Annotated in this window: 24 protein-coding genes and 1 tRNA gene; 12 read left to right on the top strand and 13 right to left on the bottom strand. The window is 65.1% G+C overall.

Features of this window, described 5'->3' with window-relative positions; translation table 11 throughout:
* Nucleotide 1: 1 nt before the first annotated feature.
* Nucleotides 2-640, bottom strand: a complete 639-nt coding sequence (locus D618_RS0101295; protein WP_017669675.1) for a glutathione S-transferase family protein — start codon at nt 638-640, stop codon at nt 2-4.
* A gap of 16 nt (nt 641-656) precedes the next feature.
* Entirely contained in the window at nt 657-1,421 is a 765-nt protein-coding gene (locus D618_RS0101290; RefSeq protein WP_026091152.1) for an SDR family oxidoreductase, read from the bottom strand.
* Between the two features lie 246 nt (nt 1,422-1,667).
* Between D618_RS0101290 and D618_RS0101285 the strand changes: the two genes are divergently transcribed.
* The 6 genes from D618_RS0101285 (at nt 1,668) to D618_RS0101260 (ending at nt 6,632) form a co-directional block, all read left to right on the top strand.
* Complete coding sequence (locus D618_RS0101285; protein WP_017669673.1) at nt 1,668-2,177, top strand: DUF4345 family protein; 510 nt, start codon at nt 1,668-1,670, stop codon at nt 2,175-2,177.
* A gap of 93 nt (nt 2,178-2,270) precedes the next feature.
* Nucleotides 2,271-3,377 (top strand): type II secretion system protein GspL, encoded by a 1,107-nt coding sequence (gene gspL / locus D618_RS19795; RefSeq protein ID WP_017669672.1) that lies wholly within the window; start codon nt 2,271-2,273, stop codon nt 3,375-3,377.
* Nucleotides 3,374-3,853 carry a type II secretion system protein GspM gene (gspM, locus tag D618_RS19790; RefSeq protein ID WP_017669671.1) on the top strand — a complete coding sequence of 160 codons (480 nt, stop codon included), beginning with the start codon at nt 3,374-3,376 and terminating at the stop codon, nt 3,851-3,853. Before gspL ends, gspM begins: the two co-directional genes overlap by 4 nt.
* Nucleotides 3,854-3,861: 8 nt before the next feature.
* Nucleotides 3,862-4,569: a type II secretion system protein N gene (gene gspN, locus D618_RS0101270; protein ID WP_026091151.1), complete on the top strand. Its 708-nt coding sequence runs from the start codon at nt 3,862-3,864 to the stop codon at nt 4,567-4,569.
* A gap of 87 nt (nt 4,570-4,656) precedes the next feature.
* Nucleotides 4,657-6,201 (top strand): hypothetical protein, encoded by a 1,545-nt coding sequence (locus tag D618_RS0101265; RefSeq protein ID WP_017669669.1) that lies wholly within the window; start codon nt 4,657-4,659, stop codon nt 6,199-6,201.
* A complete protein-coding gene (locus tag D618_RS0101260; RefSeq protein ID WP_017669668.1) occupies nt 6,198-6,632 on the top strand; it encodes a thioesterase family protein in 435 nt (144 codons plus the stop codon). Before D618_RS0101265 ends, D618_RS0101260 begins: the two co-directional genes overlap by 4 nt.
* A gap of 3 nt (nt 6,633-6,635) precedes the next feature.
* Here D618_RS0101260 and D618_RS0101255 read toward each other — a convergent pair whose 3' ends face one another.
* Nucleotides 6,636-7,388 (bottom strand): ferredoxin--NADP reductase, encoded by a 753-nt coding sequence (locus D618_RS0101255; protein ID WP_051041198.1) that lies wholly within the window; start codon nt 7,386-7,388, stop codon nt 6,636-6,638.
* A 103-nt stretch (nt 7,389-7,491) separates the two neighbouring features.
* Nucleotides 7,492-7,568, bottom strand: a tRNA-Arg gene (locus D618_RS0101250).
* A 66-nt stretch (nt 7,569-7,634) separates the two neighbouring features.
* On the opposite strand from D618_RS0101250, the gene D618_RS0101245 reads away from it, so the two are divergent.
* Nucleotides 7,635-8,387, top strand: a complete 753-nt coding sequence (locus D618_RS0101245) for a queuosine precursor transporter (RefSeq protein WP_017669666.1) — start codon at nt 7,635-7,637, stop codon at nt 8,385-8,387.
* Between the two features lie 22 nt (nt 8,388-8,409).
* On the opposite strand, the gene D618_RS0101240 is transcribed toward D618_RS0101245, so the two are convergent.
* The gene (locus tag D618_RS0101240; RefSeq protein WP_017669665.1) at nt 8,410-8,598 is read right to left on the bottom strand and encodes a PspC domain-containing protein; all 189 of its coding nucleotides are present in this window, start codon (nt 8,596-8,598) and stop codon (nt 8,410-8,412) included.
* Between the two features lie 44 nt (nt 8,599-8,642).
* Nucleotides 8,643-8,771, bottom strand: a complete 129-nt coding sequence (locus D618_RS20105) for a hypothetical protein (RefSeq protein WP_017669664.1) — start codon at nt 8,769-8,771, stop codon at nt 8,643-8,645.
* 255 nt (nt 8,772-9,026) lie between these two features.
* Here D618_RS20105 and recF point away from each other — a divergent pair, with 255 nt between their 5' ends.
* Nucleotides 9,027-10,121, top strand: coding sequence for a DNA replication/repair protein RecF (gene recF / locus D618_RS0101230; RefSeq protein WP_026091150.1), 1,095 nt, complete (start codon nt 9,027-9,029; stop codon nt 10,119-10,121).
* Nucleotides 10,122-10,533: 412 nt separating this feature from the next.
* Here recF and D618_RS0101225 read toward each other — a convergent pair whose 3' ends face one another.
* The gene (locus D618_RS0101225) at nt 10,534-10,743 is read right to left on the bottom strand and encodes a hypothetical protein (protein ID WP_017669662.1); all 210 of its coding nucleotides are present in this window, start codon (nt 10,741-10,743) and stop codon (nt 10,534-10,536) included.
* Between the two features lie 180 nt (nt 10,744-10,923).
* On the opposite strand from D618_RS0101225, the gene D618_RS0101220 reads away from it, so the two are divergent.
* Nucleotides 10,924-11,115 (top strand): hypothetical protein, encoded by a 192-nt coding sequence (locus D618_RS0101220; protein ID WP_017669661.1) that lies wholly within the window; start codon nt 10,924-10,926, stop codon nt 11,113-11,115.
* A gap of 6 nt (nt 11,116-11,121) precedes the next feature.
* Here D618_RS0101220 and D618_RS0101215 read toward each other — a convergent pair whose 3' ends face one another.
* The 3 genes from D618_RS0101215 to D618_RS17350 all read right to left on the bottom strand — a co-directional run bounded on the left by D618_RS0101215 (nt 11,122) and on the right by D618_RS17350 (nt 13,322).
* Nucleotides 11,122-11,853: a DUF2807 domain-containing protein gene (locus D618_RS0101215; RefSeq protein WP_017669660.1), complete on the bottom strand. Its 732-nt coding sequence runs from the start codon at nt 11,851-11,853 to the stop codon at nt 11,122-11,124.
* Complete coding sequence (locus D618_RS0101210; protein WP_017669659.1) at nt 11,850-12,506, bottom strand: methyltransferase domain-containing protein; 657 nt, start codon at nt 12,504-12,506, stop codon at nt 11,850-11,852. Before D618_RS0101210 ends, D618_RS0101215 begins: the two co-directional genes overlap by 4 nt.
* A 66-nt stretch (nt 12,507-12,572) precedes the next feature.
* On the bottom strand, nt 12,573-13,322 hold the full coding sequence (locus D618_RS17350; protein WP_017669658.1) for a head GIN domain-containing protein: 750 nt from the start codon (nt 13,320-13,322) through the stop codon (nt 12,573-12,575).
* A 166-nt stretch (nt 13,323-13,488) separates the two neighbouring features.
* On the opposite strand from D618_RS17350, the gene D618_RS0101200 reads away from it, so the two are divergent.
* The gene (locus tag D618_RS0101200; RefSeq protein WP_017669657.1) at nt 13,489-14,472 is read left to right on the top strand and encodes a LacI family DNA-binding transcriptional regulator; all 984 of its coding nucleotides are present in this window, start codon (nt 13,489-13,491) and stop codon (nt 14,470-14,472) included.
* A 50-nt stretch (nt 14,473-14,522) separates the two neighbouring features.
* On the opposite strand, the gene D618_RS0101195 is transcribed toward D618_RS0101200, so the two are convergent.
* Nucleotides 14,523-15,056: a helix-turn-helix domain-containing protein gene (locus D618_RS0101195; protein WP_238550557.1), complete on the bottom strand. Its 534-nt coding sequence runs from the start codon at nt 15,054-15,056 to the stop codon at nt 14,523-14,525.
* 168 nt (nt 15,057-15,224) lie between these two features.
* On the opposite strand from D618_RS0101195, the gene D618_RS17345 reads away from it, so the two are divergent.
* Nucleotides 15,225-15,563, top strand: a complete 339-nt coding sequence (locus D618_RS17345) for a hypothetical protein (protein WP_051041197.1) — start codon at nt 15,225-15,227, stop codon at nt 15,561-15,563.
* A gap of 196 nt (nt 15,564-15,759) precedes the next feature.
* Entirely contained in the window at nt 15,760-17,853 is a 2,094-nt protein-coding gene (locus D618_RS0101185) for a bifunctional (p)ppGpp synthetase/guanosine-3',5'-bis(diphosphate) 3'-pyrophosphohydrolase (RefSeq protein ID WP_026091147.1), read from the top strand.
* A 6-nt stretch (nt 17,854-17,859) separates the two neighbouring features.
* Here the strand turns inward: D618_RS0101185 and D618_RS0101180 are convergent, their stop codons facing one another.
* Nucleotides 17,860-20,172, bottom strand: a complete 2,313-nt coding sequence (locus D618_RS0101180; RefSeq protein ID WP_017669653.1) for a UvrD-helicase domain-containing protein — start codon at nt 20,170-20,172, stop codon at nt 17,860-17,862.
* A gap of 233 nt (nt 20,173-20,405) precedes the next feature.
* Nucleotides 20,406-21,647: a DUF2254 domain-containing protein gene (locus D618_RS0101175; protein WP_017669652.1), complete on the bottom strand. Its 1,242-nt coding sequence runs from the start codon at nt 21,645-21,647 to the stop codon at nt 20,406-20,408.
* Nucleotides 21,648-21,661 lie beyond the last annotated feature (14 nt).

Below are 21,661 nucleotides of genomic sequence, written 5' to 3'. Positions count from 1 at the left end.
GTCAGGCGATCCCTGTCTTGGCGTTCATGCTGGCGGAGGCGCTCGGCCGTTCGGCCACCCGGGCGGACCAGGCCGCAAGATTTGCGAGGTCTTCGGGCATCGGCTGGCCGACCATCTTGCCGAATTCGGTCAGGCAATAGAGCATGATGTCCGCCAGCGTGAACCGGTCGCCCGCTAGCCAGGTCTTGCCCGCCAGCAGCGCGTTGAACGCGGCGAGACCATCGCGTGCACAGGCCTTGAGGCCATCGGCGGCCTCGGGCAGGCAGCGCAGGCGGTACTGGAACATCGGCAGGCCTTCGGACCCCCGGAACGCGGTGGTCATGGGCGCAACGACGTCATAATCCAGCCGGCGCACCAGCATTTGGGTCACCGCGCGCTCTTCGGCGGTGCTGCCGATCAGTGCGGGCGTCGGGAACTTCTCTTCGATGTAACCGCAGATCGCGGTGCTTTCCGACAGATAGGTGCCATCGTCCATCTCGAGCAGCGGCACCTGTCCGAAGGGGTTCTTGGCGAGGAAATCGGGGCCACGGTTTTCCCCTTTCATGATGTCGACAAAGGCGCGGTCGATGACGGCGCCCTTCTCCTCAAGGAACATCAGCACGACACGCGGGTTTGGGCCGATCGATTGATACAACTTCATGGAAAAACTCTCCGGATCAGAACTGGACACGCTGGGTGAAGCCGCCATCGATGACGACATTCGCCCCGGTCATATACGGGCATGCCGGGCTGGCGACGAAGACAATTGCCTTGGCCACCTCTTCCGGCTCGCCGAAGCGTCCCATCGGCATCCTGGCCAGGGTGCCTTCGTACAGCGCGGGGACCACGCCCTTGATCATCTCCCAGTTGCCGCCGGGATATTCGATCGCACCCGGCGAGATGCAGTTGACGCGGATGCCCTGACCGGCAAGCGCCTGGCTGAGCTGCGATCCATAGGTAATCAGCGCGGCCTTGAGCGCGTTGAAGGCCTGCGGCGCGACGAAGGTTTCGAGCGCGGCGGTCGACGACATGAACACGATCGATCCGCAGCCCGATTCGGTGAGCGCCGGGGTCAGCACCTCGACCCCGTGCACCGCGTTCATGATGTCCATGTCGAGACAGCGCTGCCAGTCGCCGGTCGCGCCCTGGCCCGATGCACTGGCGGTGTGGACGAAGATGTCGCAGCCGCCCAGCTTTCCGAGGCACTCGGCGAGCCAGGCCTTGTAGCCTTCCGGATCGCCGGTGATGTCGATCGCGGTGCCGTGCACCTTGCCGGGACCGCAGGAGTCGATCTCCGCCACGGCGGCCTCGACCTTGGCCGGATCGCGCGATAGGAAGGCGACGTCCGCGCCCTCAGCGGCGAAGTGGCGTAGCGCCGCCAGCCCGAGCCCGTGTGCACCGCCATTCATGATGACTTTTCTGCCTGCCAGACCCAGATCCATCGCCGCTCTCCTTGCCCGCGCGTTCGCGCTTTTGCTGCTGCGCGCCACGCTATCGGAAAGGCCCGCAGGCGGTAACCAGCAAAAATGACAGCCCGGCAGCGATGGCAAACAGTGCGCGTGTGACGCCTCTTTACTCACCGTCGCGGATCGAAACCGCGCGTCCCCCGTATCCCGGCCATGCTGGACAAGCCCAGCACACCACCATAACACGGCTCGCAACAGCCTCTTGGGAAAGGATCGACCGCCATGACCTGGGTCATTCGTCTGCTCGTCGCCGGATTTGCCACGTTGTTCATCATCATCGGCGTGCGCGCTATGGTCGACCCGCAGTCGATCATCGCGCAGTTCGAGCTGGGCCGCCAGAATGCCACCGGGCTCAGCGCAATCCGCGCGGACATGGGCGGGTTCTTCATCAGCGGCGGGCTTGCGGCGCTCGTCGGTCTTTTCCCCGGACGCCGCGAATGGCTGCTGGGCGCCGCCACGATGGTGGCGCTGGCGTTTACCGGGCGTGCTTTCGGCCTGATGAGCGATCCGCTGACCGCCAACATCGCGCAATCGATGATCATCGAGGCGATCGCGGTGGTGCTGCTGGTCGCCTCGTTCGCGATCCTCAACCCGCGCCGGCGCGAGGCTCTGGCAGCCGAAAAGGCCGAAGCGATCGAGCGCGAGCGCCTTGCTGCCGAGCAGAACGACACTGTCCTGCAAAACGCCGCTGACGAGCAAAGGGACCGTGACTTGGCCCAGCCGATTGTCTAGGGCAGGTGGTGTTCGATTCTGACGCCGTTCGGGGGTTTTGCGATCTTGTCTTCGACCCGCTTCCAACAGCTCCCTGTGTGGACGGCCTGACCCGTGTCAGCGCATGGCCTGATCGTCACGTGCCCGCCGTCGGCTGATGCCGCGCTGCATTGGTGGCAGGCGCAGGACGGCCATATCGTGGCGCGCGGACAGGATTTCAGCCCGCCCGCGATTGCAGCCGACGCGCCGGTTACCGCGCTGATCCCCGCCGCCGATACCGTCATCCGCACGCTCGACATGGGTGACATGACCGCTGCGCAGGCCGAAGCCGCAGCCCGCTATCGCGCGGCTGATCTCAGCATTGGCGGCGACGTGTTCGTTGCGGTCCGTGCGCTGGGAAAAGCAGAGGGCAGCGGCATGCGCGTGCTGTGCGCGACGATATCGCGCGCGACGCTCGCCGACCATCTTGCCGAACTGGCCCTGCGCGGGCTCGACCCCGACATCATCGTGCCCGTCGGGCTGTTGCTTCCCGCGAGCGATGACGCCATCAGCGCCACCTTCGGCGATCTGGCTGCGGACAGGCTGGGCGATCTGGTGCTGCCGCCCGATGAGACATTGAGCTCGTTGCTGCTGGGTGGCAGCACAGCCCGACAGCTCGATCAGGATGCGCGCGATGGCGCACTGGTCGCCGTGCTGACCGATCCACCGCTCAACCTGCGCCAGGGCGACTTCGCACGGCGCACCCCCCTGTTTGCGCTGGGGCCGGGCCAGGGACGGACGCTGGCATGGCTGCTCGGCGCGGTGCTGCTCGTCAGCCTTGCCATTCCGTTGACCGAGATCGCCAAGAACTACCTCGGCGCAGACCTCGCCGAACGTCGTGCACTCGCCAGCGCCCAGCGGCTGGTCCCCGGCGCGGTCGATGTGACGCAAGCCGAACAGCAGATCGACGCGCAGCTCGCCGCACGCGGTGCCGGAAACATGGTCGCCAGCGTCCCGCTCGCTGGCTTGCTGTCGGCAATGCAGCCGGTGCCCGGTGTCGTCATCCGCCAAGCCGATTACCGCCCTGGCGGGATCATCGGCGCGATGATTGCCGCCCCGCGCGTCGAGGATCTGAACACGGTGCTGATTGCACTGCAGAACAACGGCTACAAGGTCACCGCCGCCAACCGCAGCGATGCCACCGGGCAGGCAGTCGCCGATATCACGGTGCTGGCACCATGACCGAGGCGGCGAAAAACTGGTTCATCGCGCTGTCGCGGCGCGAACAGGTGCTGGTCGGCATCGCCGCCGTGCTGGCTGCGGGCGTCATCGGGTTTTTCCTGATCTACCGCCCGATCTACGATATGGCCACAGACGCCAAAGGCCGCTTCCATGAGGCAACGATGCAGGCCGGACGGATCGAGGCCAAGGCGCAGGCGCTTTCGATGCCCGCCGACAGGCGGCCTGCTGCTGCCATCGCGGCGCTTGACCTGCTGCTGGCCAGCGAGGCGGCAGAGCGCGGCTTCACGCTCGACAGCAACACCGCGCAGGGCCCCGGCCGCGCCGAAATCGCGATCGGATCGGCGCGCTCCACCGCGTTCCTCGGCTGGCTCGCCGATCTGGAGCGGCGCGGCGTCGTGCCAGAAACTTTGGTCATCCGCCGGATGGACAATGGCACCGTCTCGGTCTCCGCACGGCTGATCAAGGTCGGCGGATGAGCCGAAGCATGACGAGAGCCGTGCTGGTGTCGCTGGCGCTGGTCGTCGCGCTGCTGGCGTTGCTGCCGCTGCGGATCGTATTCGACATGGCGGGCCTTGGATCTGGCGGCGTCAGCGCACGCAGCGTCGAAGGCAGCATCTGGTCGGGTACGATACGCGACCTCAGGATCGGAAAGCTGAGCCTGGGAGATATGGACGCAGGGCTCGCCCCCGGTGGCGTTCTGCGCGGCGAGTTGGCGCTGGCGATGACCCGCGCTGCCGATACGCCCGGCCAGCCACCTTTGTCCTTTGACCTCGCGCGCAGCGGCGACAGCATCGCCATGCGCAATGCCAGCGGCGATATCGCCACCGCCGATCTGTTCGCGCCACTGCCGCTGCGCAGCGTCAGCCTGGACGGGGTCGATATTGCCTTTACTGGCCAACGCTGTGCGCAGGCATCAGGCGTGGTGCGAGCGAACATCGAACAGAGCCTGTTCGGGCTGACGCTCCAGCGCGGGCTCAGCGGCAATCTGCGCTGCGATGATGGTGACCTTCTGGTGCCATTGAAGGGCCAGTCGGGGCTGGAGCAGATGGATGTCCGCATCGCCGGCACCGGTCGCTACACCGCCGACTTCCGATTGGGCGGGTTGGCAGCCAGCACGGGAACTGCGCTCTCCGCCCTCGGTTTCCGCCAGCAGGGCGAAGCGATGACGATCCGGATCAACGGACGGTTCTGAGCAAGGCGAGGTGCTTTTCCGCTTCCGCTTGCGGAAGGGCAAAGCGCATGCTTGATAGCGCTCGAGAACAATAACGGAGAGCGTGCCATGACCCTGGATCCCAACACCCCGGTGCTGATCGGCGTCGGCCAGGCGGTCGATCATTGGGACGGCAGCGATGCCGCCGCCGTGCCCAGCCCGCAGTCGCTGATGCAGCGCGCCAGCGAGGCGGCGCTCGCCGATACTGGAGCCGCCGACGCAGTGCGCGCCGCCATCGACGTGATCGCGGTCGTCCGCCACTTTGCCGATAGCGCGCCGGGCATGGTCCCCGAAGGCACCGGAGGGTGCGACAAGCCGCCTTTGGGCCTTGCCCGCCGGATCGGCGCTGCGCCATCCCGCGCGATCTATTCGATCGTCGGCGGCCAGAGCCCGCAGTCTTTGGTCAATGAATTTGCCGCCGCGATCCATGCCGGCGAAGTGAAATGCGTTCTGCTCTCCGGCTCCGAAGCCATCGCCGCTGCCAAGACCGCCGCGCGCAAGGGCGTTGCCATCGACTGGGCCGAGACGATCGACGGCGAGATGGAAGATCGCGGGCTGGGCCCGATGCTGCTCGACCGGCACGAGCTCAGGAACGGCATCGGCGCGCCGATCCTCACGTACCCGCTGTTCGAGCACGCACTGCGCGCCCGGCTGGGCCGGACCCGCGCCGAGCATGTCGCCGCCATGTCCGAGCTCTGGGCCGGGTTCAGCACGGTCGCCGCGACCAACCCCTATGCGCAGTTCCCCAAGGCGATGGACGCGCAGTATCTGGGCACGCCATCGGACAGCAATTATCCCGTCGCCGACCCCTATCTCAAATGGCATGTCGCGCAGGATGCGGTGAACCAGGGCGCATCGCTCATCCTCACCAGCGTCGGCCAGGCCGCAGCAATGGGCGTTCCGCAATCGCAATGGGTGTTCCTGCACGGCAGCGGCGAGGCGATGGACAAGCCGGTCAGCCTGCGCGCCGACCTTTCGCGGTCGCGCGCGATCGAGGTGGCGCTCGAAGGCGCGCTCGCCAGCGCGGGCAAGACGCCCGAGGCTATCGCGCATTATGATATCTACAGCTGCTTCCCGGTCGCGGTATTGCTGGCGGCTGAAACCCTGGGCGTCGATCCGCGCACCACGCCGCTCACCCTTACCGGCGGGCTGCCGTTTTCGGGCGGCGCGGGCAACAATTACTCGATGCACGGCATCGCCGCGATGGTGGAGACACTGCGCGCCGACCCCGGCAGCTTTGGCCTTGTCCTCGCAAATGGCGGGTTCCTTTCGAAGGAAGCGGTCGGCATCTACAGCACCACTGCGCCCGCAAGCTGGGCCCCGGTCGATCACGCCCCGATGCAGGCCGAGGTCGATGCGCAGGCCTCGCCTGAGCGGTTGGAGGAGGATGCGACCGGCACCATCGAAAGCTATACCGTGGGCTATGCCAAGGGCCGGCCCGCACGCGCGGTGGTAATCGCACGTACCGGCAAGGGCCGCATCGTCGCGCGGCCCGATGATGCCGACAAGGAAGGCGCGATTGCCGCGCTGATCGATCCCGCGCGCGACCCCATCGGCCGCACCATCACCATCCGCCACGCAGACGGAGTCAACGCCTTCACGGTGAGCGCATGAGCCGCCCCGCCCGCCCGTCGCGCGCGCAATACGCCGCGTACACGCAGATCAGCACGCGCTGGTCGGACAATGACATTTACGGCCACGTCAACAATTCGGTCTATTATTTCTGGTTCGACACCGCCGTGAACGAATATCTGATCAAGGCAGGCGCGCTCGACATTCATGGCGGCGCGGTGATCGGGCTGGTGGTGGAAACGGGCTGCGCCTATTTCGCGCCCACCGCCTTTCCCGACACGATCCACGCCGGAATCCGCGTCGACCATATAGGCACCAGCTCGGTACGCTATGCGGTGGGGCTGTTCGCCAATGACGAGGACGCAGCCGCCGCCGCCGGGCATTTCACGCACGTCTATGTCGACCGCGACACGCGCCGCCCGGTGCCGCTGCCACAAGACCTGCGGACGGCGCTGGAGGCCATCCGCAGCTGATTGTCAGCCGACGAACGCGCGCTCGAGCACGTACGTGCCGGGGTTCGACTGTGCGCCTTCGACAAAGCCCAGGCTTTCGAGCAGCGCGCCGGTTTCCTTGATCATCGCCATGCTGCCGCACAGCATCACGCGGTCAGTCTCGGGGTTCAGCGGATAGTCGCCGCACGCGATGCGCGTGGTGATGCGGCGGTTTTCGCCGGTCCAGGTCGGGCACTTGGTCACCGACTGGTCATAGGTCAGCTGCTGCGCGGCCTCTTCGGCGACCAGCGGATCGTCCTTCAACTTCGATTCCAGAAGATCGCGATAGGCCAGATCCTGGATGTCGCGCACAGTGTGCTGTACGGTGATGTGCTCGAAGCGCTCATACGCATCGGGATCGCGGATGATCGACATCCACGGCGCAAGCCCGGTGCCGGTGCCGATCAGGTGCAGCCGCTTGCCGGGCAGCAACGCGTCAAGCGTCAGCGTGCCGGTGGGCTTGGCGCCCAGCAGGATCTCGTCGCCGGGCTGGATCTTGTAGAGGTGGCTGGTCAGCGGGCCATCGGGCACGATGATGCTGAGAAACTCGAGCGTTTCGTCCCACATCGGCGAAGCCACCGAATAGGCGCGCACCAGCGGCTTGCCGTTGATCATCAGGCCCAGCATGACGAACTGTCCGGTGACGAAACGGAATGACGGCGGGCGTTCGACCGTGAAGGAAAACAAGCCCTTGTTCCACTGATGCGTCGTCAGCACCTTAACCGTCGTAAAAGCCACGTTCGTCCAATCCGTCTAAAATGGGAGCGATGCCCCTAGCAGCATCCGTGGTGCAGCGGGAAGTAGCATTTTTACGCCCCGCGAAACCCTGGCTTGGGGTCATTGGCGCGCCCTACAGGAATCGAACCTGTGGCCTCAAGATTAGAAGTCTCGCGCTCTATCCAGCTGAGCTAAGGGCGCGCGCCGTGTGGTGGGGGCAATAGCGGGCTTTGCACGGGGCTGTAAACCGCGATATGGCAATGGTCTATGCAGCCCGCGCACCCTGATCCCGCCGCCCCCGCCACGCCCGCCGGCATCGGCTTCGACCCCGCCACGCACCGCTTCCGCTACTATGACTTTGTCATGGCGGCGTTCGTTACCGTGCTGCTGCTGTCGAACGTGCTGGGCGCGGCCAAGCCGACGTTCATCACCATCGGCGGCGAGCAATGGGTCTATGGCGCGGGGATTTTGTTCTTCCCGCTGGGCTATGTCATCGGCGACGTGCTGACCGAGATCTATGGCTATGCCCGCGCGCGCCGCGTGATCTGGGCAGGCTTCGGTGCGCTGCTGTTCATGGCGTTCATGAGCTGGGTCGTCGTCAGCCTGCCACCCGCCGACGGATGGGATGGCCAGGGGGCGTATGAATCGGTGTTCGGCCAGGTCCCGCGCATCGTCTTCGCCTCGATCGTCGCCTTCTGGGCGGGCGAGTTCGTCAACAGCTATGTGATGGCGCGGATGAAGGTGTGGACGAAGGGCAAGATGCTGTGGACCCGCACGATCGGCTCGACGATTGTCGGCCAGGGCGTCGACAGCCTGATCTTCTATCCGCTCGCGTTCTATGGCGAATGGGAGACGTCGCAGGTCATCACTGTGATGATCACCAACTGGCTGCTCAAGGTCAGCTGGGAGGTGGTGCTGACGCCTGTGACCTATGCGGTGGTCGGGTGGCTGAAACGGCGCGAAGGTGTGGAGGTGTTCGATACCGCCACCGATTTCACGCCGTTCAGCACCCGTGTCTGACGCTGCATAGGCTGCGCTCCTGTCAGCGGTCGGAGGCGACGAGGCCGATGATCAGATAGACGAGCACCGGTGCGCCAATGCCGAAGAAAGCGGCGAGCACGAAGGCGATGCGGATCAGGTTGGCATCCCAGTCGAAATAGTTGGCGATGCCCGAGCAGACGCCCATCAGCTTGCCGTTCGACTTGTCGAGATGAAATGCGCGGTTCTTCATGTGGGTTTCCCTTAAAACCTGGGGGTGAACGATGCGTCCGGCGATCAGACGATCATCGCCGACATCGTGCCGATTTCAGCAGGACCTACGCTCAGGCCGATGAAAAGTGCCGAGGTGGCCAGTGCGCAGATGGCAGCGATCATGTTGGTGTTGAAGGTCGAGATCGAGAACATGAGGGTTTCCTTTCAGTGTGTCTGGGTCCGTTCGGGCTGTCCGTCCGGAGATGCCAGATGCACTGCACGGGGCGTGCCAAACTGAAAAACCACGCAATTTCAACGCACTATACACGATGACGCAATTCTTGCCGCCAGCTGAATGCGAAGTTTTAGGATTATTCACGATTCATTGGGATCGCCGCTGGCTCGCTGTGCGAGCTCTATGCGATTTTGCGCGCGGTCGCCTGCGCAAGGCGCTATAGCCTCGGCCAGATGGCGCTCTCCACCCTCTCCCTCACCCAGTTTCGCAACCATGCCGAAAGCCGCATCACGGCGGGCGCGCGGTTCAACGTGATCTGGGGCGACAATGGCGCGGGCAAGACGAACATCCTCGAGGCGATCTCACTGCTCGCGCCGGGGCGGGGCATGCGCCGCGCCGGAATCGAACAGATGGCGCGCCAGCAGGGGCCGGGCGGCTTTGCCATCGCTGCGGCCCTGATGGACGACGAAGTGCGGATCGGCACCGGGACGAATGCGGATGCACCGTCGCGGCGGCAGGTGCGCGTCAACGGCGCGGCGGCAGCGGCGACGAGCCTGGCCGATTGGCTCGCAGTCGTCTGGCTGACTCCGGCGATGGACCGGTTGTTTCTGGAAAGCGCGGGCGGCAGGCGGCGGTTCCTCGACCGGCTGGTGCTGGCGCTCTACCCTGCGCACGCCCGCCATGCCGCGCGCTATGAGGCCGCAATGCGCGAGCGCAACCGGCTGCTCGGCGCCGAACGCCCGGTCGATCCGGGCTGGATCGACGCGCTGGAAATGCGGATGGCAGAGCATGGCGCGGCGCTGGCCGAGGCGCGCGGCGATACGTTGCTGGCGCTCGATGCGCAGATCGGCGTGCTGGAAGCCGGGCCGTTCGCGCAGCCATCGCTGGCGCTGGAGCGCAAGGGGCCGACCGAGGCCGGCGCGCTGGCCGCTGCGCTGAAGGCGGGCCGATCGCGCGACCGGGCGGCGGGCCGCGCGCTCGCAGGCCCGCACCGCGACGACCTCGTCGTGACGATGCGGCAGAAGGGCCAGCCAGCGGCTTTGTGTTCGACCGGCGAGCAGAAGGCGATGCTGATCGCGATCATCCTGGCGCATGCCGATCTGGTCGCCGAGCGGCGGGGCAGCCGCCTGATCCTGCTGCTCGACGAGGTCGCCGCCCACCTCGACCCCGCACGCCGCGCCGCGCTCTACGAGCAGCTGGCCGAGCGTTCAGGCCAGGTATGGATGACGGGGACCGATGCGAGCCTGTTCGATGACGTGCCGCTGACCGGCCGCGCCGACTGGAGCGTCAGCGGTGGGATGGTGACGGCGGTTGGGATGGGTGCATAAGGCTCAAGCCTCAGGTCCGGCTCTATCTGCAACGCCATACCACTCCCGCTCAGGCTGAGCGGGGTTTTGAGGATTCATGGCGCGTCAGCAGCATTGTACCCTGCCCCGCACCCGCTATTGTCAGAGAATGAAAAGATACTGGCGGTCTTTGATTGGCACTCTGGCCATAGGAATTGGTTTCCTGATCCGTGACCATGCTCATTCAATGGAAGCGCAGAATTGGGTGTTGATCAATAGTGGGAGGGCAGCAAACCCCGATGGCCCGCCAGCTTGCGCTTTTGACTGCTCTTACCAACTGACCGGCCAAGCAGCGGTGCTTGGCTGGATCTCGGTGGGCTTAATCGTGGCCGGGGTGCTTGTGCTCATTTTGTCTTCTGTCAGACAGAAGTCATCCGGCTGATCAGCCCGCCCCTCAGTGAATCGTCCCAATACTCTGGTCGATCGACAGGATCACCAGCAGCCGTTCGATCTGGCGCCAGTGGCAGAAATGGATGTGGTTGCCGCGCGCCCGTGCCGCTTCTGCCCGGTCGGAGGCCTCGATGCCGGCGGTCTCGCCAAAGCGCGACAGCAGCAGGCAGGCATCGTCATAGGCTTCGCGGCTTCCGATATAGGGCAGGTTCATAAGGTGCGTCTGTCCTCGTTGTCGCGCCGCCATCGCAACGTGGCTGCTGGTCGAACCGGGATACAGATGCCCCGTGGAGGAAGGCTCAACCGGCGTGGTAAACACAGCGTTAGGGTTTACGTTTGCCATGCCATGCGATTGGCGTTGGCAAAAACCCGCCAGCCGTGGCAAGGCGCAAACATGGTCAACGACACATCTGACAGCAGCCGCCCCCCTGTTCGCGCGGGCGGCGTGTTCATGGCGCTGGGTACGCTCGGCGGCACCGTTATCGGCGGATTTCTGGGCCAGCCCTCGATCGGCTTTCTCGCCGGTCTGGCCGGCGGTATCGCGCTGCACGGCGCGCTCTGGTTCATGGACCGGCGCAAACGCTGACCTGCCTCAGCGCGGTTGTTCCATTGCCGCACATCGGATCGCATTCGTCCCGGTCTGGCGAACGGTGCACGACGATTGACCGCCAATGGTAATTTCGGCGTCCCCCTTCACGACAATACGCGCAGGGCCATCCACGGTCATCCGCGCGCGGACCGGCCCCTCACCCACCAGATCCAGCGCAGACAGCTTGAGCCCCGTCGCCTCGATCAAGCCATCGCCCAGGATCATCGCGCGCGCGCTTGATGCCGCGCCGCCAACCTTCATGCTGCCGCTGCCGCTGACACTCATCGCCAATGCTTCAGCCTGCACCGCGCCGATCTCGATCGATCCGCTGCCACCCATGGTCGCGCTCGGCCGTGCGCCCGCTAGCCGGTCGAGCCGCACGCTGCCGTGCCCCAGCAGCGTCAGCGATTGAACCGCCCGCGCGCTGAGCCGCACCAGCGGCAGCGAATCCGGGCCGGTGGGTGCCATGCGGCGCTCGGTCGGCTGGTTCGTGCGTGCACGGCGGATGTTGAGCGTTCCGCCCTGGACCTTGAGCGTGAGTGCCTCCAGCGCACGCGGATCACCGCTGGCCTGTGCAAACGGCGCCGCGCCCGAAATGATCTCCACCGCGACGTCGCCCTCGATCCGGACCTTGTCGAACGCACCCAACGTAAAGCGCCGCTCCGCCGCCGCTGCGGGGTCTGGCGCAAGCACAACCAGGGCCGCAATCGCAAGCCCGACACACCGCGCCATCATGCCCGCGCCTCACCCATTTCGATCCAGCCCAGAAAGCGCGGCGTTTTGGGGAGGTAGCGGCTGTCTGCCCCCTCGACCCGGAACCCCTGATCGGTAAAGGCCTTGGCGACCGGGCGGGTCAGATGGCAGCCCCCGGCGATCCGCTTCCACACCGGTTCGATCCGCTGCTGCCAGCGCGCCGGAGCGGCATCGGGCGCAGCGCCATGTTCGAGGAACAGGATGGTCCCGCCCGGTGCCAGCACGCGGCGCATCTCGCGCAACACCGCCTGGGGATCGCGCACCGAGCACAGCGTGAAAGTGGTGAGCACGGTATCGAACAGGTCATCCTCGAACGGCAGGCTTTCGGCGTATCCAGCGCGAAAATCGGCGGTGATGCCACGCGCCTGCGCCTTGCCGCGCGCCGCTTCGAGCAGTTGCGGCGAGGGATCGACCCCTGCAAGCGCAGTCACGCGGCGAGTATCGTAATGATCGAGGTTGATGCCGCCGCCGCAGCCCAGTTCCAGCACGCAGCCCGAGGCCCGCGGCACGATCCGGCTGCGCGCCCTGGCGATGGCAGGCTGGCCGCAGCAAAAGGTGATCAGGCGCGGCATGATGTGCCGGTCCCAGAAATTCGGGCGGTCTGCCGCATGGTCGGTGATGGTCGTTGCGCTCAAGTCGATCTCTCCCCCGCCCGGCCAGCAGCCGAGCGAGGAGGAGTGTCTAGCATGGCTGGCAGTGCGTCAACCGCAGGTGATCGTGCCCGATCCCATCGCGCTGCTCTCGCACTTGGCGCTGCCCTTGATCGTGACATCGCCAGATCCCATCAGGCTGGCCTCGACCGCGCCATCGGACGCCATGGTGACATCGCCCGACCCTGCGATCGAGATATCGATCGCCGGGCTGGTGAACCGCTCACCCTTCACGCTGCCCGACCCTGCGATCGAAATGTCCGCGCGGTCCGCGCTGCCCGCCAGCTTGAGCGAACCGCTGCCCGCGATGGCACCTTCCAGCCTCTTTGCATCCAGCCTGGCGACATCGGCGTTGCCCGATCCTGCGATGTTCAGCTCGATTTCGTCGCCTTCCATCCGGTCGATCCTGGCCGATCCTGAGCCTGCGAGCGAAAGCGCGAGCAAGGCGGGCGCATTGACCGTGATCGTCGCCTCGCCCTTGTCGCTGAAGCTCCAGTTCGATGTCTTGCGGCGAATCTTCAGTTCGCCGTCGCGCACCTTGAACTGCAGCGCTTCGAGCGCCTTGGCATCGCCCCTGGCGCTCACTGCATGCTCGCTGCCGGTGACAAACGTCAGGTTATCCGGTCCGGCCAAGGTGATGCGATCAAAGGGCTCGCCCGACCAGCTGCTTGACCATTCTCCGCTGTCCTCGGATTCCATGTCGCCCTCGATCAGGCGCTCGGCGCTGTCGGCCATGCTGCATGCGCCCAGGGCCATGACGCCCGCCGAAACAACCAGTCCGCGCTTCCAATTGATCGCCATTGCGGCAACTCCTTTATGTGTGTTGCTGTATTAATACAGAGGCGGTAGCGAAAATGCAAGCGCAACAAGACAAGATGCTCGACGCCACGCCGCAGAGCGATTAGACCATTGTTGGGGAGCAGCGCAGTATCTGTCTGGAAAGGCGCTTAACATCAGCAAGATAGGCATGCAGGAGCTCGCCGAGCTCGCAGGGGTATCGGTATCGACCGTATCGCGCGCGTTGGCCGGCAAGACGATCATCAACGCCAAGACACGCGAACGCGTGGTCGAGCTGGCGCGCCTGCACGGCTTCAAGCCCAACCAGGTCGCACAGAACCTTCGGCTGCGCCGGGCGCAGGCGATCGGTGTCGTCATGCCGATGGGGCACGAAGTCGACCAGCACCCGTCCGATCCATTCTTCATGACGATGCTGGGCTATCTGGCGGACGCGCTCACGGAGCGCAATTTCGATCTGCTGCTGTCGCGCGTGATTCCATCGGGAGAGAATTGGCTCGACGATCTGCTGGATTCAGGCCGGGTCGATGGCGCGATCGTCATCGGCCAGTCCGACCAGATGGCGGTGCTGAATGCGGCTGCCGAACGGCACCGCGCGCTGGTGGTATGGGGTGCAAAGACCGACGGCCAGCAACATGTGACCGTGGGGTCGGACAATGTCCGCGGCGGGCTGATCGCCGGACGGCACCTGATCGAGCGCGGCAAGCGCAAGCTGCTGTTTCTCGGCAATCCCAGCCCGCCCGAATTCGGCCAACGCCAGGCAGGCTTCTTGCAGGCCTGCGCCGAAGCCGGCCTTTCGAACAGCGTCCACACGCTGCCGATCCATCTGACATCCGAGGCCGCCTATGCTGCGGCGAGTGACTTTCTGGATGCCAATCCGGGCGTGGACGGCATTTTCGCTGCGTCCGACGTGGTGGCGATGAGCGCGCTGCGTGCGCTGGCCGAACGCGGGCTGGCCGTGCCCACAGATGTCGCCGTGATAGGCTATGACGATATCATGCTGGCGGCCCACACCACGCCGCCGCTGACCACGATCCGCCAAGATCTGCAGGCGGGTGCCCGGCTGCTGGTCGACATTGTGTTCCGCCAGATCGATGGCGAAATCTGCGACGCCGTGCAGCTGGAACCCGAACTGATCATCCGCGCAACGACCTGACCCGTCAGGCCTGTCTGCGGCAGGCGCCAGCTGCAGTCAGATCGTCGCGATCAGATGGTGGCGATCCGCTTGACCACGCCATCATGCTCGCCCTCGTTTCCGGTGGCATTGTTGAGATCGGCAATATCGATCCAGCACAGATCGTTATGGGTCAGCACCCTGCCATCGTGCGCGCGGATCGAGATGGGCTGGATCGGGCGGCGGTCGCGTTCGTCGACCAGCACCGGGTTGGACGGCACGCCGCTTTCCCATTTCTCGCCCCACTGGCGAAGCGCGATCATCGTGGGCAGCAGGTCCAGTCCCTTGTCGGTCAGCCGGTATTCGATCTTGCGACGATCGTCGACGCAGGGTGCGCGCTTGAGAATGCCGCTTTCGACCAGACGCGTGAGGCGGTTCGACAGAATGTTGCGGGCAATGCCCAGCTCCTCGAGGAACTCCTCGAAATGGTGCAGCCCGTTGAACGAGGCGCGCAGGATCATGAACGACCAACGCTCACCCATCGTCTCCAGCGCCTGGGGCAGGCTGCAACAGGCGGCGATCTCGGCAAGCGGTTCGCGCAGTTTGTAGGGTCCGTTGTGGTTCATGATCATAAATCCGGTTTCAAGCCGCCATCTTATCCAAAATTGCGGCCTTGCCAATGAAATTTCGGTTTCTAGTTGCAACTCGAAACCTATTATAGTAGGTAGTGATTCGCAACCTATATTGCAGCCCCTGATTTCCTCCCCGGGAAACTCTTGTTGAAAGGATATGCCATGACCCGCCTCGCCAACACGTTGACACAGATCGCCTTCGTCGCCGCCGCCTCGCTCTCAAGCATCGTCATGATGCAGGCGAGCACCGCCAGCGCCCAGACCCCCGGCAGCAGCTATTTCACGGCAGAACTGGCCGCACCGGTCGAAAAGACCACCAAGATCATCCAGGGCGTGGTCTGGCAGTGCGAAGGCACCGTCTGCAACGGATCCAAGGCGACCTCGCGTCCGGTCAACGCCTGCACGCGGCTCTCACGAAAGATGGGGGAAGTTACCGCCTTTACAACCCGCAGCGAGGCGATGGCCGGTGAGGATCTGGCCGCCTGCAACGCCAAGGGCTGACCCGCCGAACCGGCTTTTCGCCGGATGAACCACGCTGCGATACTCCCACGTTGCAGCCACGCGCATCCGGCAAACCTGGCGCGCCTGTGCCGACCCCTGGCCTTGTAGCCCCTGCCCCCCGCAAAACCGCTGCAAGACCCATGCACAGGCGCGCTTTTTCTGTTGCTTTTGAGCGCAAAGCACCGACATTCAGTTGGTGCTGAGACAATATGAACTGGTCGAACGGGTCAAGGACTATGACCCCGATGCTGATGAGGCGCTGATCAACCGCGCCTATGTGTTTTCGGTCCAGAAGCACGGCAGCCAGAAGCGCGCCAGCGGCGATCCGTATTTCAGCCACCCCATCGAGGTGGCGGGTCTGATGACCGACCTGAAGATGGATGTCGAAACCATCATCACCGCTTTGCTGCACGACACCGTCGAGGACACGCTGACCACGATCGAGGAGATCGAGCGGATGTTCGGCCCCAAGGTCGCCGAGATGGTCGATGGGGTGACCAAGCTTTCGAAGATCGAGGCGCAGACCGAAAGCGAGCGCGCGGCGGAAAACCTGCGCAAGTTCCTGCTCGCGATGTCGAACGACCTGCGCGTGCTGCTGGTCAAGCTGGCCGACCGGCTGCACAACATGCGCACGCTCCACTTCATCTCCAACCCGATCAAGCGCAAGCGCATCGCGCGCGAGACGATGGACATTTTCGCGCCGCTGGCAGAGCGCGTCGGCATGTACGAATACATGCGCGAAATGCAGATGCTGGCGTTTCGCGAGCTCGAGCCCGAAGCCTATGCGACCATCGTCGGCCGGCTCGACCAGATCAAGGCGAACGACGAGAACCAGGTCGATTCCATCGCCGATTCGCTGAAGGGCGAGCTGGCAACGCATGGGCTGGATGCCGAAATCAGCGGGCGCGAAAAGCACCCCTATTCGATCTGGCGCAAGATGGCCGAACGACATGTCTCGTTCGAGCAGATGACCGATATCATCGCGTTTCGCGTCATCGTCGACAGCATCGAGGATTGCTATGCCGCGCTGGGCCACATCCACCGCAAGTGGAAGATGATCCCCGGTCGGTTCAAGGACTATATCTCCACGCCGAAGCGCAACGGCTATCGCTCGCTGCACACTGCGATCATCCATGGCCGCTCGATGCGCGTCGAAATCCAGATCCGCACGCACGACATGCACCGGCAGAGCGAGTTCGGGCTGGCAGCGCACTGGGCGTACAAGCAGGGGGGCACCCGCCCCGATGGCCAGGCCGGCTGGATCCGCGACCTGATCGAGATTCTCGACACCGCGCAGGATGCCGACGAGCTGCTCGAGCACACCCGCATGGCGATGTATCAGGACCGCATCTTCGCCTTCACCCCCAAGGGCGCGCTGCACCAGCTGCCCAAGGGCGCAACGGCGGTCGACTTTGCCTATGCGGTGCACACCAACCTGGGCAACAAGGCGGTGGGCGTTCTGATCAACGGGCGCAACGTTCCGCTGCGCACGCCTCTGGCCAATGGCGACATCGTCGAAATCCTGAAGTCCGAAGGCCAGGAACCGCAGACCAGCTGGCTGGGCTTTGTCACCACCGGCAAGGCACGCGCCGCGATCCGCCGCTATGTCCGCGACAAGGAGCGCGAAGAAACCGCCGCGATGGGCCGGGTGATCTATGACGAGATCGCCGGACGCCTGCCCACCAAGATCGGCAAGAAGGCTCTGAAACAGGCGATCGAGCGGCTCGATCTGGCCGACGAGACCGAGCTGATGATCGCCATCGGCAAGAACCAGATCACCGACGTGGCGCTGATGGACGCGCTCGTTCCCGGCAGCAGCAACGATCAGGCCGCCTTGCGCGAGTTTCCGCGCCAGGACCGCGCGATCTCGATCCGCGGGCTGACCCCCGGCGTCGCCTTCCAGCTGGCCGAATGCTGCCACCCCGTGCCCGGCGACCGCATCGTCGGGCTGCGCCGCCAGGGCGAGAATATCGAGGTGCACACCATCGATTGCCTCAATCTGGTGAGCGGCGTCGATGCCGACTGGATCGACCTGTCATGGGATGGCGATTCGGAAGGCGCGACCGCGCGCATCCGCGCGATCCTCTACAACCGCCCCGGCACGCTGGCGGACATGGCGGGCATCTTCAGCCACCACAAGGCGAACATCGTCAATCTGAAGCTGACCAACCGCGACCAGCCGTTCCACACCTATGAATCCGACCTGGAAGTACACGATGTCGCGCATCTGATGCAAATCATCATGGCGCTGCGGGCATCCGAATCGGTCGCGAGGGTAGAGCGGATTTAAGCCCCCTCAGGCAAGGGTGATGAAGCTGTCGATCACCCGCTTGCGACCCGAATTCTCGAAATCGATCTCCAGCTTGTTGCCTTCCTTCTCGGCAACCAGCCCATAACCGAATTTCTGGTGGAACACGCGGGTGCCGACCAAGACATCGCTGCGCCCGGCATTGCCCATGCTGATTGCGCTCGACCGCGCTTCGGCCACGCGCTGCGGATTGGTGTTGAACCCGCCGGGCACCTGCGCCGCGCGCTGCCAGCCGGGGCCGCGCCGCGCCGCACGCTCAGGGTCGCGCGCGATGTGCGCAAACGGATCGTCGCGCTCGGACAGGCCCGCCCGCCACAGCGACGCCCCGCCGGTGAGCGAGCTTTCCTCCTCGATATGCTCTTGCGGCAATTCGCCGATGAAGCGCGAGGGGATCGAGCTGGTCCACTGGCCATAGATGCGCCGGTTGGCGGCGTGCATGATCGTGCAGGTCGCGCGCGCGCGGGTAATCGCGACATAGGCCAGCCGGCGCTCCTCCTCGAGGCTGGCGAGCCCACCTTCGTCGAGCGAGCGCTGCGAGGGGAACACCCCCTCCTCCCATCCGGCGAGGAAGACATGCTCGAACTCGAGCCCCTTGGCGCCGTGGATGGTCATCATCGTGACCTTGGCCTCGTCGGCGCTCGCCTCGTTGTCCATCACCAGGCTGACATGCTCGAGGAAATCGCCGAGACTCTCATAGTCCTCCATCGCGCGCGCAAGTTCGGACAGGTTTTCGAGCCGCCCGGAGGCCTCGACCGACTTTTCCGCCTGCAGCACCTGGGTATAGCCCGATTCGTCCATGATCTGCCGGACGAGGTCCGCAGGGTTCATCGTCGAAAGCAGGTCGCGCCAGCGGGCAATGCCGCGCATCAGCCCGGTGAGCGCGGTGCGCGCGCGCGCGGGCAGCTCGTCGCTGTCGAGGATCTGGAACGCGGCAGCGGACAGTGGCAGGCCGGTCGCCCGCGCCACCCGGTGCACCTTCTCCAGCGCCTTGTCGCCCAGCCCGCGCTTCGGCGTGTTGAAGATCCGCTCGAACGCCAGATCATCCGCCGGCTGGTTGACGACGCGCAAATAGGCCAGCGCGTCGCGGATTTCTGCGCGCTCGTAGAAGCGGAAACCGCCGATGATGCGGTACGGCATGCCGATCGCGATGAACCGGTCCTCGAACTCGCGCGTCTGGAACGAGGCACGCACCAGGATCGCCATCTTGTCGAGGCTGCTGCCCTCGCGCGACAGCCGCTCGAGCTCCTCGCCGGTGCGCCGCGCCTCTTCAGGGCCATCCCATACGCCCAGCACGCGCACCTTCTGCCCCGCATCGACCTCGGTCCACAGCGTCTTGCCGAGCCGGTCGCTGTTCGATGCGATCAGGCCGGATGCCGCGGCCAGAATGTGCGGGGTCGACCGGTAATTCTGTTCCAGCCGGATTGTCCGCGCGCCGGGGAAGTCCTTCTCGAACCGCAAGATGTTCGCGACCTCTGCGCCGCGCCACGAATAGATCGACTGGTCGTCATCGCCGACGCAGCAGATATTCTTGCGCGCCTGGGCAAGCAGCCGCAGCCACAGATACTGGCTCGAATTGGTGTCCTGATATTCGTCGACCAGGATGTATTTGAAGCGTTGCTGATACTGCTCGAGCACCGCGCGGTCGGTCTTCAGCAATGTCAGCATGTGCAGCAGCAGGTCGCCGAAATCGCAAGCATTGAGCGCCTTCAGCCGGTCCTGATAGGCGGTGTACAGCTCCTGCCCCCGCCCGTTGGCATACAGCTCGCTCTCGGCGGCGTCGAGCTCGGGCGGATTGAGCCCCTTGTTCTTCCAGCGGTCGATGCAGCCGGCCAGCTGGCGCGCGGGCCAGCGCTTGTCGTCGATGTCGGCGGCCTGGATCAGCTGCTTGAGCAGCCGCAGCTGGTCGTCGGTATCGATGATCGTGAAATTGCTCTGCAGCCCGACCAGCTCGGCATGGCGGCGCAGCATCTTCGCGCCGATCGAGTGGAAGGTGCCGAGCCAAGGCATGCCTTCGACCGCATCGCCGATGATGCGCCCCACCCGCTCGCGCATCTCGCGCGCGGCCTTGTTGGTGAAGGTGACCGCGAGGATCTCCGATGGCCAGGCGCGGCGCGTCGCGATCAGATGCGCCAGCCGCGCGGTCAGCGCCGCGGTCTTGCCCGTGCCTGCGCCCGCCAGCACCAGCACCGGACCTTCGGACGACAGCACCGCCTCGCGCTGCGGCGTGTTGAGCCCCTGCAGATACGCGGGGTCACTGGCCGAGGGCGGCGGGAATTCGGATGCGGGGGCGAGATTGTTCACCACGAACGTTTAGGGAACGAGGCCGCCCGGGGCAAGGGGGCAGGTGACAGCGATGCGATGGGTGGACAAGGCGCAGACCTCGCCACCACCGTCATCCTGAACTTGTTTCAGGACCCATCGTGCCCCGGCACCCGAAGCTTTGTGGGGAGAAATGGGCCCTGAAACAAGTTCAGGGTGACGGAAAGGAAGAGGGGGAGCGTTGCTTAGTCCCGACACCCCCCAAACCCAACCGATCAGTCGAGCAAGAACCGCTCCAGAATCTCGACATCCCCAGGCAATGCCAGCCCGATCTTCGCCCGCGCAAAGGCCTCGTGCGACATCGCGCGCGCCGCTGCGCCGAACACCACCGGGTCGTGCGCCGCCAGCGACGCCAGCGCCTTTTGCAGCCGAATCTGCACCTCAAGCTGCCCCGCGCCATCGCGCGCGATCCAGCGGAACGCATCCACCACCATGTCATCGACGCTGACCGGCGGCACGTGCAACCGTGGGCAGGTCACGCGCGTCGGCGTTTCCCTGGCCGCGCTGCTCCACTTGGCGAGCACGCGCAACGACGTGCCCAGCACATCGATCGCGGTCCCTGGATCGTTGATACCCGCTGACAAAGCCTTGGACGCGGTTTCCGATAGCACGATCAGGCAATAGCGCGGATCGGCCTCGAATGTGCGATCACCGCCGATCACGAACGCCTGGCGCACCGAGCGCGTGGTGTCCTCGTCGAGCGGCTTCGATGTCTTGAGCAGCACGGTGCTCGAATCGACATAGGTTCCGGGGCGCACGGCGAGATGGAAATCGACATCCTGCTCGGCGCAGATTGTCGCGAACAGGGCATCGTCGATCGCCTGGACGAAACCGAACCGATCGGCGTGCAGAGGAATGCCGTGGTCGGGCAGCGCCGTCATCGCCACCCCGCCCAGCAAGGGCCGCCTGGCCAGCTCGGCAAATGCCCTGTCGGCAGCGCCTTCGAGCAGATCGACCACTTCGGAGACATCGCCCAGATTACTCAGGCGCCCGATCCAGCGGATGAGCGCGTAGATCACCGAGACAATCACCAGGCAGGTGGTGAGGAACAATATGACCCGCGAGGGCGCGCCGTAATAACTGGTCGACAGCCCGACAGTGCCGACGATCGCGAAGATGAAGCCGCCGATGAACACCGAGATCGCGTTCTGCGCGGTCCGGTCCTGCATCAGCAGCGGCCGCGCGCGCGGCGTGGCGGCGGATGCTGCTGCCTGCAGCGACGAGACCATGATGCCAAGCGAAAAGATCGCCACCGCGAGCAGCGTGTTGGCCAGCACGCCGAGCAGATCGTCGACGCCATCGAGCCCGATCAACTCGTTGAACTCGTCGGGCAGCAGGACGGCCGCCGCCGGCGCGAGCAGCAGCACCGCCACCGCCAGCACCGCATAGGCCGCTGGTGTGAACCACAACGAGCGGACCATCCGCCGGGCGAGCAGACGCGCATAGGACAGGCTCATCGCGCGAGCCTCGT

It is taken from the genome of Blastomonas sp. AAP53 (assembly GCF_000331245.1).
Taxonomy (GTDB): Bacteria; Pseudomonadota; Alphaproteobacteria; order Sphingomonadales; family Sphingomonadaceae; genus Blastomonas.
Note: the sequence above shows the minus strand (reverse complement) of the source record. Positions and strands in the feature narration are given on the sequence as shown.

What these genes read in the sequence shown, in the direction of transcription:
- D618_RS0101295 (WP_017669675.1), bottom strand. Translation starts at nt 640, where the DNA reads ATGAAGTTGTATCAATCGATCGGCCCAAACCCGCGTGTCGTGCTGATG.
- D618_RS0101290 (WP_026091152.1), bottom strand. Translation starts at nt 1,421, where the DNA reads ATGGATCTGGGTCTGGCAGGCAGAAAAGTCATCATGAATGGCGGTGCA.
- D618_RS0101285 (WP_017669673.1), top strand. Translation starts at nt 1,668, where the DNA reads ATGACCTGGGTCATTCGTCTGCTCGTCGCCGGATTTGCCACGTTGTTC.
- gspM (WP_017669671.1), top strand. Translation starts at nt 3,374, where the DNA reads ATGACCGAGGCGGCGAAAAACTGGTTCATCGCGCTGTCGCGGCGCGAA.
- gspN (WP_026091151.1), top strand. Translation starts at nt 3,862, where the DNA reads ATGACGAGAGCCGTGCTGGTGTCGCTGGCGCTGGTCGTCGCGCTGCTG.
- D618_RS0101265 (WP_017669669.1), top strand. Translation starts at nt 4,657, where the DNA reads ATGACCCTGGATCCCAACACCCCGGTGCTGATCGGCGTCGGCCAGGCG.
- D618_RS0101260 (WP_017669668.1), top strand. Translation starts at nt 6,198, where the DNA reads ATGAGCCGCCCCGCCCGCCCGTCGCGCGCGCAATACGCCGCGTACACG.
- D618_RS0101245 (WP_017669666.1), top strand. Translation starts at nt 7,635, where the DNA reads ATGCAGCCCGCGCACCCTGATCCCGCCGCCCCCGCCACGCCCGCCGGC.
- D618_RS0101240 (WP_017669665.1), bottom strand. Translation starts at nt 8,598, where the DNA reads ATGAAGAACCGCGCATTTCATCTCGACAAGTCGAACGGCAAGCTGATG.
- D618_RS20105 (WP_017669664.1), bottom strand. Translation starts at nt 8,771, where the DNA reads ATGTTCTCGATCTCGACCTTCAACACCAACATGATCGCTGCCATCTGC.
- recF (WP_026091150.1), top strand. Translation starts at nt 9,027, where the DNA reads ATGGCGCTCTCCACCCTCTCCCTCACCCAGTTTCGCAACCATGCCGAA.
- D618_RS0101225 (WP_017669662.1), bottom strand. Translation starts at nt 10,743, where the DNA reads ATGAACCTGCCCTATATCGGAAGCCGCGAAGCCTATGACGATGCCTGC.
- D618_RS0101220 (WP_017669661.1), top strand. Translation starts at nt 10,924, where the DNA reads ATGGTCAACGACACATCTGACAGCAGCCGCCCCCCTGTTCGCGCGGGC.
- D618_RS0101215 (WP_017669660.1), bottom strand. Translation starts at nt 11,853, where the DNA reads ATGATGGCGCGGTGTGTCGGGCTTGCGATTGCGGCCCTGGTTGTGCTT.
- D618_RS17350 (WP_017669658.1), bottom strand. Translation starts at nt 13,322, where the DNA reads ATGGCGATCAATTGGAAGCGCGGACTGGTTGTTTCGGCGGGCGTCATG.
- D618_RS0101200 (WP_017669657.1), top strand. Translation starts at nt 13,489, where the DNA reads ATGCAGGAGCTCGCCGAGCTCGCAGGGGTATCGGTATCGACCGTATCG.
- D618_RS0101195 (WP_238550557.1), bottom strand. Translation starts at nt 15,056, where the DNA reads ATGAACCACAACGGACCCTACAAACTGCGCGAACCGCTTGCCGAGATC.
- D618_RS17345 (WP_051041197.1), top strand. Translation starts at nt 15,225, where the DNA reads ATGACCCGCCTCGCCAACACGTTGACACAGATCGCCTTCGTCGCCGCC.
- D618_RS0101175 (WP_017669652.1), bottom strand. Translation starts at nt 21,647, where the DNA reads ATGAGCCTGTCCTATGCGCGTCTGCTCGCCCGGCGGATGGTCCGCTCG.